The sequence below is a fragment of the Novosphingobium sp. FW305-C-30-35 genome (genome assembly GCF_058783135.1).
The window spans coordinates 1,695,855-1,709,404 of sequence record NZ_JBYSYJ010000001.1 but is presented as its reverse complement, the minus strand read 5'-3'; the positions used below and the strand labels follow the sequence as shown (position 1 = coordinate 1,709,404).

Sequence of the window (13,550 nt, the reverse complement as noted above, 5' to 3'; positions counted from 1 at the left end):
AAATACCGAAATGCCATCGAATGCAAGCCGAATCCTCAGTCCGTCAAGACGAAGCGGGGAACCGCCGGTCATGGCAGACCTTGCAATCCCCACTCCCTGCTCGCAATCGTGCCGCCTGCGCTGCACCAAAGGGTGGGCGCGCAAGCCACAGCAATTTCCGATGGGACCGCGCCCTTAACGGAAAAAAGCTGCCAGCGATAGCCCGTTTCGCCAGAAGCCCTTCACAAGCTGGTCACAGCGTCGGCAACCGTTGCAATATGGTCACCGAGATCGGCCAGGTTCATCAGGGTCCGGGTGCCCGGAACCGCCCGTTCGAAATCTTCCGGACCAAAGGCATCGGTCAGAAGAGCACGAAAACGCACCCGTGCGGCGGCCGCGATGTGGGCGTCGTTCGGTGAATCTCCGGTGAACAGGAAGGCGGAGCGGTCGATTCCGAACCGCTCCTCGATCGCTCCGAAGTGCGGTTCGCCCTTGGCAAAGCCGGGATCATCCATTGACGGGGCGCGATAGCCCAAAGCGCAATCGACCGGCCAATCGCTCGCCAGACGCTCGACATATTGCTCGAGGTTGTTCGAGGAGATGACCACGAGAAGGCCGGAATCGCGCCACCGCTGCAGCAGCGCGGCCGTGTCGGGGGCAATGGCAATCCCGGTAAGGTAGCCGTCCTTCCAGTCCTCGAAGCGCTGCGCAACCGGATCGGTGTCCTGCCCGGGGTAAAGCTGGCGCAACTGCTTTTCGAATGGCAGGCCCGAGGTTGCGAAGTAGGAGCGGCGGGCCAGCGCAAACGGCGTGCCGAATGATTCTTCCATCAATTGCGCCGCACGGTCGGCGTAGTCCTCCATCGTCGGCACCAGCGTACCGTCGAGGTCGAACACCAGAACGCGGACATTCTGCTCCTGGCTCACGCGGTCAGGCTTTCGCGGGCCACGGCGAGGTCCTCGGGCGTGTCGACTTCGAACCACTTGAGGCCGGAGAGCCAGCGCACCTGCGGGGCGGTCGCCTCGTCCTGCGCCAGTTCATGCAGCACCATCTCGACCGAAGCAGTGGCGAGGTCCTTGGTTTCGCGGACCCTCTCGAACGCGGCCCAGTATGCGTCGCGGGCTGACTCGCGTACGAACGTCGTGCCGATATAGGCGCCGTCATACCTCGGCAGGGTCTTGGAAATGGCCTGCAGCGCGCCGTCCTTCTCAATGACCTTCATCTCGTCGGGCAGGACCGGCCGTTCCCGCTCGCAGGCGACCGCCACAGTAGCGCCCGCCGCTTCGGTGGTGAAATGGCGGGTGTACATGTCGGCGGGGAAGAGGTGGTCGGCGTTGGTCAGCACGAAGGGCGCGTCGCCGATGAGCTCCCGCGCCGCACCCAGCGAGGTCAGGTTCCCGGCTTCGAGCTGCGTGTTGCGCACGGTCCGCACCGGGGCACCCGGCCACTCGGCAGCGATGTGATCCTCGATCAGCTGCGCGCGATAGCCGGTCACCACGATCACGTCGTCGGCCACCGCAAGCAGGGCTTCGATCGCGAAATCGAGACAGGTGCGCGAGGCGACCGCCATCAGCGGCTTGGGCAGGGACTCGGTCGCGTCGCCGAGCCGACTGCCACGGCCCGCAGCAAGGATAACACCTTTCATGTTTTCTCACGGTTCCTTGTTGCGGTCGTTGCTTGGGCTAATTTGGGGGAAGGCGGCGCATCGCGCAAGGGGTGGGGCTGATTGGTGCCGCGTTGCAGCACCAAAGGGTGCCCGAGTTCGCACCAGGTTACCTGCAAGTTGTGCCAGAGTTGCCGGGGAGTTGCCCGGAAGTTCGGGAGAGTTGGAAATGCCGGGTCAGAGCTGGCGCATGTGCGGCGGAAGCAGCAAGCCTTCGCTGTCGGCGGCAATCAGCGGCGCGCACCAGGCCACTGCGCCAAGCCAGATGCACAGGCCGCCGAGCAGCATTCCCGGGAGGACCCAGGCAAGGCCCAGGAGGCAGAACACGCAGGCAACAAGCACATAGACGTCGCGCTTGAACAGGCGCTCCAGCGTCAGCGTCACGCTCTGCAGGATCGGACGACCTTCCAGCCTGCGCTCAAGCGCCGCGCGCAGAACATCGAAGCTGCCGCGCTTGGGGCCGATACGGACAAGGATGCTCATGGCCACGATGCCGCAGACCAGCAACACCACGCAGGCCAGGGCAATCCAGCCATAATCCAAGCCATAGGTGCGGATGACGCCGGTCATCAGCCCGATCACGAAGCCGAGATTGGCCACCATGTCGCAGGCGGTATCGAGCAGCGCACCGCGCCGGCTCATCGCCCACGAGACGCGGGCAATGTCGCCATCGACGCAATCGGTGACGGAAACCGCCTGGAACAGGAAACCGCCCAGGGCCAGCCATTCCACGCCGCCCTGTCCCAGAATGACGGCCATCACCATGGCCAGCGCCAGGGTGAACCAGGTGATGGGGTCGGGACCAAGGCCGAACTTCATCGCCAGCGCGGACATGCGGAACGAAATCGGCCGGTTGATCCAGCGACCTACCGGTCCTTCAGTGGGCTTCAGCGTCGCGCGCAGCAGCGCCAGGACGGTGGCATGGTCGCTCTCGGCGCGAATCAGCCGTGGATCGCCGCGGACCAGAACCAGCGCCGGATCCTCGCGCAGGGCTTCGAGCGCGGCCTTGGTGGGCTGCGCATCGGCTGGCAGCAGCGCGGTGCCGGATGGCAGCGGCGCAGACGGTGCGGCGTAGGTGATCTGCGGCAAGGGGCGCGCGCGCATCGTGAAACTGCGCTGCCAGTCATCGGCGACCGGAGAATCGGCGAGAATCACGATTGCGCTGGCGCCTGTGAGATCGGCAAGAATCACCGCTCGTGCCACGCCGCTGATGCCACCGATGCGGCGGCGCAGGTAGGGACTTGCCGGAATCGCGACGGAAAACGGGGTATTCAAGCGTGCGTGCCTCATCCAGAGCCATCAGGCCCTTTCCACGGCCTATAGACACGGCTACCTGATGCGCCAAGCCAGCATCGTCGGGATACTTGCTGGCTGGCCAAGGCATTCAAGGGGTCGCAAGGGTGAACGCGGGAAACAGGACCGGGGCAATCGAGCGGCCCAAGCGTCCGCGTGAATTGCAGGACAGGCTGAACTACCATCTCTACCATCCGCTGGCGTGGCGGCTGGCGCGGATTCTTGCGCATACGCCGCTCACCCCCAACATGGTCTCGGTCTTCGGCGGCCTGCTCGTCGTGGCGGCAGGCGTGGTCTATTTCAACATGGATTCGACCGGCGGCCCATGGGCGCTCGGCTGGCCGATGGGAGCAATGCTGGGCATGGCCCTGCATATGAGCTGGCACGTGGTCGACGGTGCCGACGGCGATCTGGCGCGGATCACCGGCAGGACCAGCCCGATTGGCGAGATGGTCGACGGCATCTGCGACTATGCCAGCCATATCGTGCTCTATGTGCTGCTTGCCTTCGTGCTGACCCGGCAGATCGGGTCCGGGCAGGCCTGGGCCTGGACTCTCGCCGCAGGCGCCAGCCACATCGTGCAGTCCAATCATGTCGAGGTGCAGCGCCGGTTCTACCAGTACTGGACCTATGCGGTCCCGTGGCTGAACAATGCCAAGGACAACAACGCCGGCCTGTTTGGGGAAAAAACCCTGTTCGCGCGCCTGTTCGAGCCGATCGCGCGCGGATACCTGTTCCTCGCCGCCGGGATGACGCCGCACGCCCGACAGATCGACGAAGCAGTGCGACAGGCGCTGGCAGCGGATGACAAGCCAAGGCTCGCTGCCATCCGTGCGGAAGTGGCGCGCGAGCAAAAGCCGCTGCTCGATTTCCTCAAGCTGCTGGGCCCCAATCCGCGCGCGATCGTGCTGGGGCTGGGCATGATTGCGGGCAGCCCGGTCTATTACTTCTTCTATCAGGTGGTGGTGCTCAACCTGCTGCTGCTGATCTCGGTGCAGCTTCACAACCGCGCCGCCAAGCGCACGGCATCAAGGATCTGATCAGTTGATGCGGTAGCGGTTGAGCGAAAGTACGCCTGGCTGCGCCTTGCGCCAGACCATCACGAAGCCTGCATAGAACAGCAACGCGATCATCGGCGCCATGGCGTTGGTCACGACGGGATGTGCGTCGGCAAGAGCCGTGCCCCTGGCAAGGCCGCCAAGCCATATGCCCAGCAGCACTGCCGCTCCCGCTGCAAGCACGGGAATCGCGGCGTGGAACGGATGGGGTCGCACACCGAGGCCCGAAAGCCAGTGGCGCCGCATGTAGGACGCGACCAGCGCTGCCAGCAGCATGGCCAGCGCCGCGCCGAGAATGCCGTACTCCGGGGTCAGCAGCGGGATGGCGAGCCCGGCAATCACGATCAGGATCAGGTTGACCTGCAGGGCAAGCGCCGGGCGGCGGTAGTAGAGGATAAGCTCTGATACTCCGAATGCGCCGTTGACGGTTTCGGCCAGCACCATCGCCAGCAGCGCGGCATAGCCGCCTGCATAGTGGGCGCCGAACAGATCGAGCAAGGCCTCGCCGGTTGCCGCCATCAGCAGGACCACGCCAAGCTGGATGGTCAGGATCACGCGCGTTGCCGCCGCCGTGGCCTTGCCGGTGGCGATATCGCCATCGGTCATCATGGTGCGGGCCGTGAGCGGGGTGAGGATGCCGTCGAAGGCCTGGCGTACCTGCAGGATCGGCGTGCGCAGCTGTCGCAGCACACCATAGACACCGACCGCTGCATCGCCGAGCAGGAAGCCGACGAGATAAAGGTCGATGCGCTGGGCCAGCGTGGTCAGGAAGTCGCTGCCGCTGGCTGGCATCAGTGCGCGGACGCGGCGGAGCAGTTCGGACGGGTGCGGACGCCAGCGTCGCAAGCCAAGCGGACCGAGGCAGTGCCGCGCGCCCCACAGCGAGAACAGCGCAAGGGCGATCGATCCGGCCCAGTAGCCGATGATCATGCCGGTCTGTTCGAAGCCCAGATACCAGGCGCCGAAGGCCACCGCGGTCATCACATAGGGTTCGACAAGACCGCGTGCGATGACCTCGTAGCGCATCTTGTGGGTCCAGCGCGTGGCAGCGAGTGCAATATCGCCAGTGATCTGGCCGAGCACGGCAGGGGCTATCAGGGCGAGGGCAAGGCGCAGGCTTTCGGACACGAGGCCATCCGGCAGCGCCTGCGCGCCCAGAACCAGCAGCACCGAGACCGCCATTCCGGCAAGCGCGGCAAGCAGTAGCGCATCAAGCAGGACATGGGTGGCGCTGCGCCGGGCATTGTCCGGCGTCGTCTCTTCCAGCCAGGGAAAGATCATGCGCTTGAGGCCCAGGCTGGCGATCGGCACGGCAAGTTCGACCATTGCGCTGGCCATGGTGAACACGCCGTAGTTTGCCGCACCATAGAGCCGTGCGCCGACATAGAGGAACGATGCGCGCGCGGCGAAGCGGATGACGAAGCTCAGGGCGTTCGATCCCGCGCCGCGCGCGATTACTGTCTGTGAGCCCCGGTCTGCCGTCATTGCGCCCGCGCGCTTGGCGACAAATGCGCGCTGGCGCAAGGGTGCCGGGGTGCGTGGAGCGCGGTCAGGCCGGGTCGCGCTTCATGGCGACAAGGCACAGCAGCACGACGCCGAGCGCCAGAACTTCCATCACGCCCCAGGCAAGCCATTGCGAATGGTTGTAGAGCCAGACGCCGATGGCGGGTGCCGCGATGTAGGCCGCGCCGTTCACCGAAGCGACGATGCCGGCGGACTGGCCCTGTTCGGCCGGCGAAACGGCAAGGCTGGCGCCCGAGGTGAAACCGGGGCGGAACAGGCCGAAGCCCATCGAAGCAATGGCAAAACCGACTGCTATGGTGTGAAGGTCACGGCCCATGGCAACGGGCACGATGCCGGCAGCGGCCAGGCTCATTCCCCACAGCGTTGAGGTTCTGGGTCCGAGGCCAAGCATGGGGATCAGCCCCCACTGCGCGAGCAAGGTCGCCACCGCGCCGCACATCAGCACGAGGCCGACCGGGCCCGCGCCCGCATCGGGATCACCCCTCAGGCCGAGCCGGTCGAGCAGCAGGAAGCCGATGACGCCAAGCAGCATGGCCTGCGCGTGTCCGCCCACCAGACCTGCCGCAAGCCATGCCCGCAACCGGCGGTCGGTCCAGCGCAGACGGTCGATTACCTGATGCTGCGGCTCCGCTTCGGGCAGTTCGTCGGGACTGCCATCGGGATGATCCTCCACCATGCGAGGATTGGACGAGGCGCTGAACGGCGCCGACATCACCTCGCCCCGCGCGGCAAAGCGGGGATCGTCATCGGGCAGTTGCGTGCGCAGCAGGACCAGCACGATCACCCCGAACAGCGCGAACATGGCAAAAGGGCCGACCAGCCCGAGGCCGGGCAGGATCAGCAGCGGAGCAAGCGCGGGGCCCAGGACCGTGCCCAGACCGAAGCTCGAAGCGACCAGCGACAGCGCCTTGGTCCGCTCGGCACGGCCGGTGCGGCTGGCGACATAGGCCTGCACAGCAGGTGGCGCGGCCGATCCGAAGCCGCCGTACAGCGAACGGGCGATGGCAAACAGGATCATGGTCAGGCTCGCGCCGAACCAGCCATCGAGGCCGAAGTGGAGGATCGCCCCGCACAGGGCGAATGAGGAAATGAAGCCGATAACCCCCAAGGCCATCATCGCCTTGCGCCCGCGACGGTCGGACCGGCGCGCCCAGTAGGGGGCCATGATCACCCAGAGCAGCGCCGACCAGGAATAAGCGAGGCTTACCCAGACGTCGGCAATGCCAAGGCGCGTGCCGATCGAGGGCATGACCGATTGCATGGCAGTATTGCCCGCCGCCGTGACCAGCATGACCGCAAAAAGCAGGGCCATGCGCTCTTTCGGCAGGCGGATGGCACCCTCGCTCATGCCTTCACGCCCAAGGCGGGGATCGAAATTGTCCACGGCTGGTTCATCCAATGCTGACTAGGCCGGGCGAACGGTGCTTGCAATGGCAGGCCAAATTTGCGACCCGCTTCAGCCAAGCTTGACCGGCAGAGGACCATTTCCTGCAATGACTTCGACCCAGGTGGCGCGTGAGCCTCTTCTTCAGCGGGCAAAACGCAAGGTGGAACGCTTGGCTGGGCCGGCCGGGATTTTCTTCAAGGGCTTCCTCAAGCACCCCGCCATGGTGGGCGCAATCGTGCCGTCTTCGAACCGCACGATCGAGCGCGTGCTCTCGGTGGTCGATTGGGAAGAATGCCGCCTTTTCGTGGAATATGGCCCGGGTGTCGGCACCTTCTGTCGTCCGGTGCTGGAAAAGCTGCGCCGCGATGGCCGCCTGATCGTGATCGACACGAACCCCGATTTCATCGCCTACCTGCAGAAGACGATCGGGGACAGCCGCTTCATCGCCGTGCATGGTTCGGCTGCCGATGTGGAAGAGATCGTCAAGGCGCATGGCTTCGACCATGCCGACTACGTGCTTTCCGGCCTGCCGTTCTCGAACCTGCCCGAAGGCGTCGGCCCTGCGATCATGGGCGCAACGCATCGCGTGCTGCGCCCGGGCGGCGCGTTCCTCGTCTATCAGTACACCGCGCGAGCGCGCGATCTGATGGGCCAGTTCTTCCGCCGCATCGACAAGGGCTTCGAGCCGCTCAACGTTCCGCCCTGCGTGATCAGCTGGGGCTGGAAGGAATAACCCTTCAGTCGAAGATCGAGCGGATTTCCAAAGTGTTCGGTCCGCCGAGCTGGCGGTAGACCGCCGCCAGCACCGCGATGAAATAGATCAGCGCGCCCGAGGTGATCGCGCTTGAAACCGCGGCTGTCAGCACGCGCTGCAATTCGCCGCCGGTCGTCAGCACCAGGACGACGCCGACCAGCATCATGGCCAGGCCATAGACCACCGCAAAGAGCAGGCCGAGAAGCACGAGGAAGGCCAGCAGGCGGCCCGAATTGCCCTGGGTCAGCGCCCACGAGCGGCGCAGGGCCCGGATCGGGTTGCGCTCGCCCTCGATGGCGAGAACCGGCGCGACGAGCGCCATGCGCAGGCTGCACCAGACCATCGCCACGAATGCGGCAAGGATGACGATCGCACCAATGGCCTGAACGCCGGTCAGCGCGGCCGCGCTCACCAGCACGAGGAACGCCATGCCAAGCGCACCACCGACGATGATCTGTGCCAGCACATAGGGCCCCAGCGCGCGAAAACCGCGCGCGATGGCCTGGGCAACGGTCGGCCGGTCAGGATCGGTCATGACAATGAGCACGGTGACCGTCCCGGCCATCTGCAGCAGCGTGACGATGATCAGCAGGGGCAGTGACGAAGTCCAGGCATCGGCCATGATCTCCATCATCCGGCCCGGCGGCGTGCCGGGCGCCATCTGCGGTTCGGGCACGAAGATCGAGAAGGCAAGGCCCGGCAGCAGGAAGAATACGCCGGCAATGGCCATCAACACATCGCGGTTCGTCGCAACGAGGCGCGTGGCGGTCTTCCAGGCAAGGCTGCTGTCAAGTTTGCTGTCAGGGCGAGGCGTCATGCCGTGCGCAATAGCAGCGTCGGACGATCACGTCGAACGTCAGTTTTGCGTGCCCAGCCTCTTGTCACCCGTCCGGCGCTGGGCCATTTCGCAGGCCATGGCCCGAAATGAGACTATCGAGATCCGGTGCGAAAGCGCGCAAGTGCCCTATCGCGTTGCGCTGGACGAAATGGCCCGGCGCAATGCCGCGATTGCCGAGGGCGGCGCACAGGAACTGATCTGGCTGCTCGAACATCCGCCGGTCTATACCGCCGGGACCAGCGCCGCGCCCGACGAACTGCTCGATCCGCGCTTCGAGGTGGTCGAGGCCGGGCGGGGCGGGCGTTACACCTATCACGGGCCGGGGCAGCGCGTGGGCTATGTCCTGCTCGACCTGCGCAAGCGGGCGCGGGACGTGCGCGGTTTTGTTCATGCGCTCGAAGGCTGGGTGATCGATACGCTGGCCGATTTCGGTGTCGAATCTTGGCGAGCCGAAGGGCGAGTCGGCATCTGGACGCATGGTGCCGACAGGCGCGAGGCCAAGATCGGTGCCATCGGCGTGCGCATCCGCCGATGGGTGACGATGCACGGATTTTCAGTCAATCTCTCGCCCGATCTCTCGCACTTTGGCGGTATCGTGCCCTGCGGGATCGAGGAATTCGGCGTGACCAGTCTTGCCGCGCTGGGCAAGGAGGTTACACCGGAAGCGTGGGACGAGGCGCTGCTCTCGCACCTCGATCGTTTTCTCGAACGTCTGGATACGCCGTGCCCGCCATCAGCCGCCTGATTAGTCACCCGATTGCACTTCTCCCGATTGCACTGGGGCTCGCGCTGGGCGGTTGCGGCAAGAAGGCCGATGACAAGGCGGCGACAGCAGCCGGTGCAGAGGTGCTGCCAGGAACGATCTCGGACGACATGATCAACCTCGATACGTCCACCGCATCTCCGCCACTGGCACCAGTCCACACCGAGAAGAAGAAGGCAGCAGCGCCCTCGGCAAGCGAGGCTGCTGCGCAAACACCGGTTGCAGGCGATGACGCCGCTGCGGCACCGGCAGCAGGTTCAGCTGATCCCGAGTAGCTGCCGCGCCATCCTCAAGTGCGGCTGATCGACCATGCGGCCGTTGTATTGCAGCGTGCCAGCGTGGGGATTGGCAGAAAAGAGTGCCACTATGGCGTGGGCCTCGGCCAGTTCCTCCTCGGTGGGGGCAAAGGCGGCGTTGATGATCGGTACCTGTGACGGGTGGATCGCCAGCATGCCGGTGAAACCATCGGCCTTGGCCGCTTCGGCGGCGCGGCGCGTGCCCTCTTCGTCACGGAAATCGTCGTAAAGCGTGTCGATTGCCCACACCCCCTTGGCATGGGACACCAGCAGGCACTGCGCGCGGATGAAACGGAAGGCATCCGTCCACGCGCCCGCGGCATCGCGCTTGCGGCTGGCGCCAAGCACGGCAGAGAGGTCCTCAGCGCCCCAGGTGAGGCCGGCAAGGCGTGGCATGGGCTCGTCGACGTACAACGGGATGGTAAGAGCCGAGCGCGCGGTTTCGCTGACCAATGGCAGGATTTTCGTGGCGCCGTTGGGCAGGCGGTTGCGTTGCTCGAGTTCGTAGATTTCGGCAGCGACCATGCGGAACTGGTCGGGGCCTTCGCACTTGGGCAGCATCACGCCATCGGGCGCGCCAGCCATGACCACGGCGAGGTCCTCGCGCCACAGGCCGGTCTCGATCGCGTTGATGCGCACCCAGCGCGCCAGCGGGCGGTTCTCGGTCACGTGCTGGCGGTGGATCGCAAGCCAGTCGCGAGCGAGGATGCGTGCCTGTGGCTTGGCCGCAGGGGCGACCGCATCCTCCAGATCGACGATCACCGCATGCGCGCCGGTGGTCATGGCCTTGCCCAGCTTCTTGTCACTGTCACCGGGAACGAAGAGCCATGATCTTGGCGGCATGCGGCATTGCTCCATTGGGTTTTGTTACTCGGCCGAGGCGGTTTCCTCCGCCAGCGTAGGATAGTCGGTATAGCCGACCTCTCCCGGGAAATACCATGTCTGTGGCACCCCCTTGTTCGGATTGATGTGCGCTCCGACACGGATGCGCTCGACCAGATCGGGGTTGGAGATGAACGGACGGCCGAAGCTGATCGCATCGGCCCGACCCGAGGCGACGTCGGCAGCCGCCTGTTCGGGTGTGTAGTCGCTGTTGAGCACCAACGGGCCGGTGTAGATCGAGCGTATCAGCGCGTCCTGCTGCGGCACGTCGGTCTGGCCGAAGGTACCATCCGGGCCGGGCTGGCGAAGTTCGAGGAACCCGATGCCGAGGTCCTGCAGAACGCGGGCCGCCTCACCGAAGGTCGCCGCCGGGTTGCTGTCGTCAGTGCCTTGCGAATCGCCGTTGGGTGAGAGGCGCACCGAGACAAGGTTCTTGCCCCAGACCTCGATCAGGCGCTCGACCACTTCGCGCAGGATGCGCACACGGTTTTGCGGGCTGCCGCCATAATCGTCGTCGCGCAGGTTGGTGCCATCGCGCAGGAACTGGTCGATCAGGTAGCCATTGGCCGCATGAAGCTGCACGCCATCGAAGCCGGCCTTCTTCGCGTTTTCCGCAGCAAGGCCGTAGTCATCGACAAGACGCGGCATTTCATCGAGGCGCAGGGGCCGCGCCGTGGCGAAGTCCTTCTTGCCCTCCGGGGTGTGCGCCTGTCCCGGCGCGCGGGTGGCCGAGGCTGAAACCGGCGGCTCGCCTCCCAGGAAATACGGGTGCACGATGCGGCCCATGTGCCACAGCTGCATCACGATGCGGCCGCCAGCCTTGTGCACGGCTTCGGTCACCGGCTTCCAAGCCTCGGTCTGTTCTGCCGACCAGATGCCCGGTGCGCTCGGCCAGCCCGACCCTTCGCGGCTGATGCCGGTGGCTTCGGAAATGATCAGGCCTGCGCTGGCGCGTTGCCGGTAGTATTCGGCCATGACTGGCGTCGGCACGCCTTCGCCGGTAGCGCGACCGCGGGTGAGCGGCGCCATAATGATGCGGTTCGGGGCTTCGATCGCGCCAAGGCGCAGGGGCTGGAACAGCGGTTCGTGCATGCTAGAGGACCTTTCCGAAGATGACGGGAAACGCCAGGTTTCCCTCTAAGTTTCTCTTTGCAACTGGATTAGGCTGCGCTCATGACGAATTCAAGTGACGCGGTCCTGTCATTTCGCCCCAGTCCCAAGCATTTCCTTGCCCTGCTGACAGGAAACCTTGCGTTGGCGCTGGGCCCATGGTTCGTGCGCATTGCCGATAGCGGGCCGGTCTCGGCGGGGTTCTGGCGGCTGGCACTGGCGCTGCCGTTGCTCGGATTGTTTGCATGGCGCAGCAGGGAGCCTCTGCGCGGCTATCCGCCGAAGGACTGGTGGTTCATCGTCGGTGCCGGCGTGGTCTTCGCGCTCGATCTGGCGAGCTGGCATGTCGGGATCGAGCGGACCAAGCTCGGCAACGCTACGCTCTTCGGCAATTCCGGCAGCGTGATCCTGATGGTGTGGGGCCTGGTGACGATGCACCGCCGCCCTCACTTGCGCGAATTTGCCGCAGTGGCCATGGCGCTGGGCGGGGCCGGGCTGCTGCTGGGCCGCTCGATGGAGATCGATGCGCGCACCCTGGCCGGAGACCTGTTCTGCATCCTCGCCGGGCTGTTCTACGTCGTCTACATCCTGCTGGTGCAGAACGTGCGCGAGCGTCTTCGCCCGTGGAGCCTGCTGTTCTGGTCAAGCCTTGCCGGTTGTCCGGTCATGCTCGGCACGGCGCTGGCGATGGGTGAGCCGGTACTGGCACACAACTGGTGGCCGCTGATCGGCCTGATGCTGGCAAGCCAGATCGTCGGCCAGGGCCTGCTGGTCTATTCGCTCGGCCATTTCCCGCCGCTGGTGATCGGACTGGTCCTGCTCACGCAACCGGCCGTCTCGGTCCTCGTCGGGTGGCTCTCGTTCAGCGAGGCCCTCGCCCTGCCCGACGCCATCGGCATGGCGCTGGTCGGCACCGCGCTGGTACTGGCACGGCTGGGCGAGGGAAAGAGCGCCTAGCTCAGCTACCGAACGGCTTCGCCCCCAGATCGCCCAGGCCGACCGTGCCGCTGGCCATGTCGAGCATGCGGTCGAGGCTCTTCTTGGCGGCGAGGCGGAGGCCCTCGTCCATCTCGATGCGCGGCTGCAGGTCGCGCAGGGCGAGGTAGAGCTTCTCCATCGTGTTGAGCGCCATGTACGGGCAGATGTTGCAGTTGCAGTTGCCGTCAGCGCCCGGCGCACCGATGAAGGTCTTGTCGGGGACGGCCAGTTCCATCTGGTGGATGATGTGCGGCTCGGTCGCCACGATCAGCGTGTCGCCCGGCATGGTCTTGGCAAACTGCAGGATACCGCTGGTCGAGCCCACGTAGTCGCAGTGGTCGATGATGTGCGGCGGGCATTCGGGGTGTCCGGCTACCGGAGCGCCCGGATGCTGGGCCTTGAGCTTGAGCAGCTCGGTTTCCGAGAACGCCTCGTGCACGATGCACACGCCCGGCCAGAGCAGCATGTCGCGCCCGAACTTGCGGTTGAGGTAGCCGCCGAGGTGGCGGTCCGGCCCGAAGATGATCTTCTGTTCGGGCGGGATCTGGGCGAGGATCGTTTCCGCGCTCGAGGAGGTGACGATGACGTCGGAGAGCGCCTTCACCTCGGTCGAGCAGTTGATGTAGGTCAGCGCGATGTGATCGGGGTGGGCTTCGCGGAACGCCTTGAACTTGTCGGGCGGGCACGAATCCTCAAGGCTGCAGCCGGCGTCCATGTCGGGCAGGACCACGATCTTGTCAGGAGACAGGATCTTGGCGGTATCGGCCATGAACTTTACGCCGCAGAACGCGATGACGTCGGCATCGGTCTCTGCAGCCTTGCGCGAAAGCTCGAGGCTGTCGCCCACGAAATCGGCAATGTCCTGAATTTCCGGGCGCTGGTAATAGTGCCCGAGGATCACCGCGTTGCGCTCCTTGCGCAGGCGGTCGATCTCGGCGCGCAGGTCGAGGCCGGAAAGATTCAGGGGCTGGGCAGTCATCGCATCAAGTCCTCTCGACCGGCGGAAGGCGGCCGGGCGAGAGGGG

At 65.4% G+C, this 13,550-nt stretch carries 14 protein-coding genes; 5 read left to right on the top strand and 9 right to left on the bottom strand.

The annotated features are described in order from the left end of the window. Positions 1 to 221: 221 nt before the first annotated feature. The 3 genes from AC3WLM_RS08445 to AC3WLM_RS08435 form a co-directional block, all read right to left on the bottom strand. Positions 222 to 905: an HAD family hydrolase gene (locus tag AC3WLM_RS08445; RefSeq protein WP_039333239.1), complete on the bottom strand. Its 684-nt coding sequence runs from the start codon at positions 903 to 905 to the stop codon at positions 222 to 224. After that, the gene (locus AC3WLM_RS08440; RefSeq protein WP_039333241.1) at positions 902 to 1,624 is read right to left on the bottom strand and encodes a phosphocholine cytidylyltransferase family protein; all 723 of its coding nucleotides are present in this window, start codon (positions 1,622 to 1,624) and stop codon (positions 902 to 904) included. Before AC3WLM_RS08440 ends, AC3WLM_RS08445 begins: the two co-directional genes overlap by 4 nt. A gap of 195 nt (positions 1,625 to 1,819) precedes the next feature. Beyond that, positions 1,820 to 2,917 (bottom strand): CDP-alcohol phosphatidyltransferase family protein, encoded by a 1,098-nt coding sequence (locus AC3WLM_RS08435; protein ID WP_062780414.1) that lies wholly within the window; start codon positions 2,915 to 2,917, stop codon positions 1,820 to 1,822. A gap of 125 nt (positions 2,918 to 3,042) precedes the next feature. On the opposite strand from AC3WLM_RS08435, the gene AC3WLM_RS08430 reads away from it, so the two are divergent. After that, positions 3,043 to 3,975 carry a CDP-alcohol phosphatidyltransferase family protein gene (locus AC3WLM_RS08430; protein ID WP_039333244.1) on the top strand — a complete coding sequence of 311 codons (933 nt, stop codon included), beginning with the start codon at positions 3,043 to 3,045 and terminating at the stop codon, positions 3,973 to 3,975. Here AC3WLM_RS08430 and AC3WLM_RS08425 read toward each other — a convergent pair whose 3' ends face one another. Together AC3WLM_RS08425 and AC3WLM_RS08420 are read right to left on the bottom strand one after the other, a co-directional pair. Continuing rightward, the gene (locus tag AC3WLM_RS08425; protein ID WP_492477115.1) at positions 3,976 to 5,478 is read right to left on the bottom strand and encodes a lipopolysaccharide biosynthesis protein; all 1,503 of its coding nucleotides are present in this window, start codon (positions 5,476 to 5,478) and stop codon (positions 3,976 to 3,978) included. Between the two features lie 64 nt (positions 5,479 to 5,542). Continuing rightward, positions 5,543 to 6,865, bottom strand: a complete 1,323-nt coding sequence (locus AC3WLM_RS08420; RefSeq protein ID WP_492478107.1) for an MFS transporter — start codon at positions 6,863 to 6,865, stop codon at positions 5,543 to 5,545. Positions 6,866 to 7,010: 145 nt separating this feature from the next. Here AC3WLM_RS08420 and AC3WLM_RS08415 point away from each other — a divergent pair, with 145 nt between their 5' ends. After that, a complete protein-coding gene (locus AC3WLM_RS08415) occupies positions 7,011 to 7,637 on the top strand; it encodes a class I SAM-dependent methyltransferase (RefSeq protein WP_039333248.1) in 627 nt (208 codons plus the stop codon). A 4-nt stretch (positions 7,638 to 7,641) separates the two neighbouring features. Here AC3WLM_RS08415 and AC3WLM_RS08410 read toward each other — a convergent pair whose 3' ends face one another. Continuing rightward, the gene (locus AC3WLM_RS08410; RefSeq protein ID WP_039333250.1) at positions 7,642 to 8,475 is read right to left on the bottom strand and encodes a glycerophosphoryl diester phosphodiesterase membrane domain-containing protein; all 834 of its coding nucleotides are present in this window, start codon (positions 8,473 to 8,475) and stop codon (positions 7,642 to 7,644) included. 97 nt (positions 8,476 to 8,572) lie between these two features. On the opposite strand from AC3WLM_RS08410, the gene lipB reads away from it, so the two are divergent. Both lipB and AC3WLM_RS08400 read left to right on the top strand, forming a co-directional pair. Further along, entirely contained in the window at positions 8,573 to 9,241 is a 669-nt protein-coding gene (gene lipB / locus AC3WLM_RS08405; protein WP_039333252.1) for a lipoyl(octanoyl) transferase LipB, read from the top strand. Then, entirely contained in the window at positions 9,220 to 9,534 is a 315-nt protein-coding gene (locus AC3WLM_RS08400; protein WP_039333255.1) for a hypothetical protein, read from the top strand. The genes lipB and AC3WLM_RS08400 overlap by 22 nt, the downstream gene beginning before the upstream one ends. Here AC3WLM_RS08400 and AC3WLM_RS08395 read toward each other — a convergent pair. Both AC3WLM_RS08395 and AC3WLM_RS08390 read right to left on the bottom strand, forming a co-directional pair. Next, complete coding sequence (locus AC3WLM_RS08395) at positions 9,517 to 10,398, bottom strand: HpcH/HpaI aldolase/citrate lyase family protein (protein ID WP_052242195.1); 882 nt, start codon at positions 10,396 to 10,398, stop codon at positions 9,517 to 9,519. The two genes, AC3WLM_RS08400 and AC3WLM_RS08395, sit on opposite strands and share 18 nt — an antisense overlap. Positions 10,399 to 10,422: 24 nt before the next feature. Beyond that, positions 10,423 to 11,529 (bottom strand): alkene reductase, encoded by a 1,107-nt coding sequence (locus tag AC3WLM_RS08390; RefSeq protein WP_492477114.1) that lies wholly within the window; start codon positions 11,527 to 11,529, stop codon positions 10,423 to 10,425. Between the two features lie 81 nt (positions 11,530 to 11,610). On the opposite strand from AC3WLM_RS08390, the gene AC3WLM_RS08385 reads away from it, so the two are divergent. Next, a complete protein-coding gene (locus AC3WLM_RS08385) occupies positions 11,611 to 12,504 on the top strand; it encodes a DMT family transporter (protein ID WP_492477113.1) in 894 nt (297 codons plus the stop codon). A 1-nt stretch (position 12,505) separates the two neighbouring features. Here AC3WLM_RS08385 and nadA read toward each other — a convergent pair whose 3' ends face one another. Continuing rightward, positions 12,506 to 13,504 carry a quinolinate synthase NadA gene (gene nadA, locus AC3WLM_RS08380; protein WP_039333262.1) on the bottom strand — a complete coding sequence of 333 codons (999 nt, stop codon included), beginning with the start codon at positions 13,502 to 13,504 and terminating at the stop codon, positions 12,506 to 12,508. Positions 13,505 to 13,550: the final 46 nt, after the last annotated feature.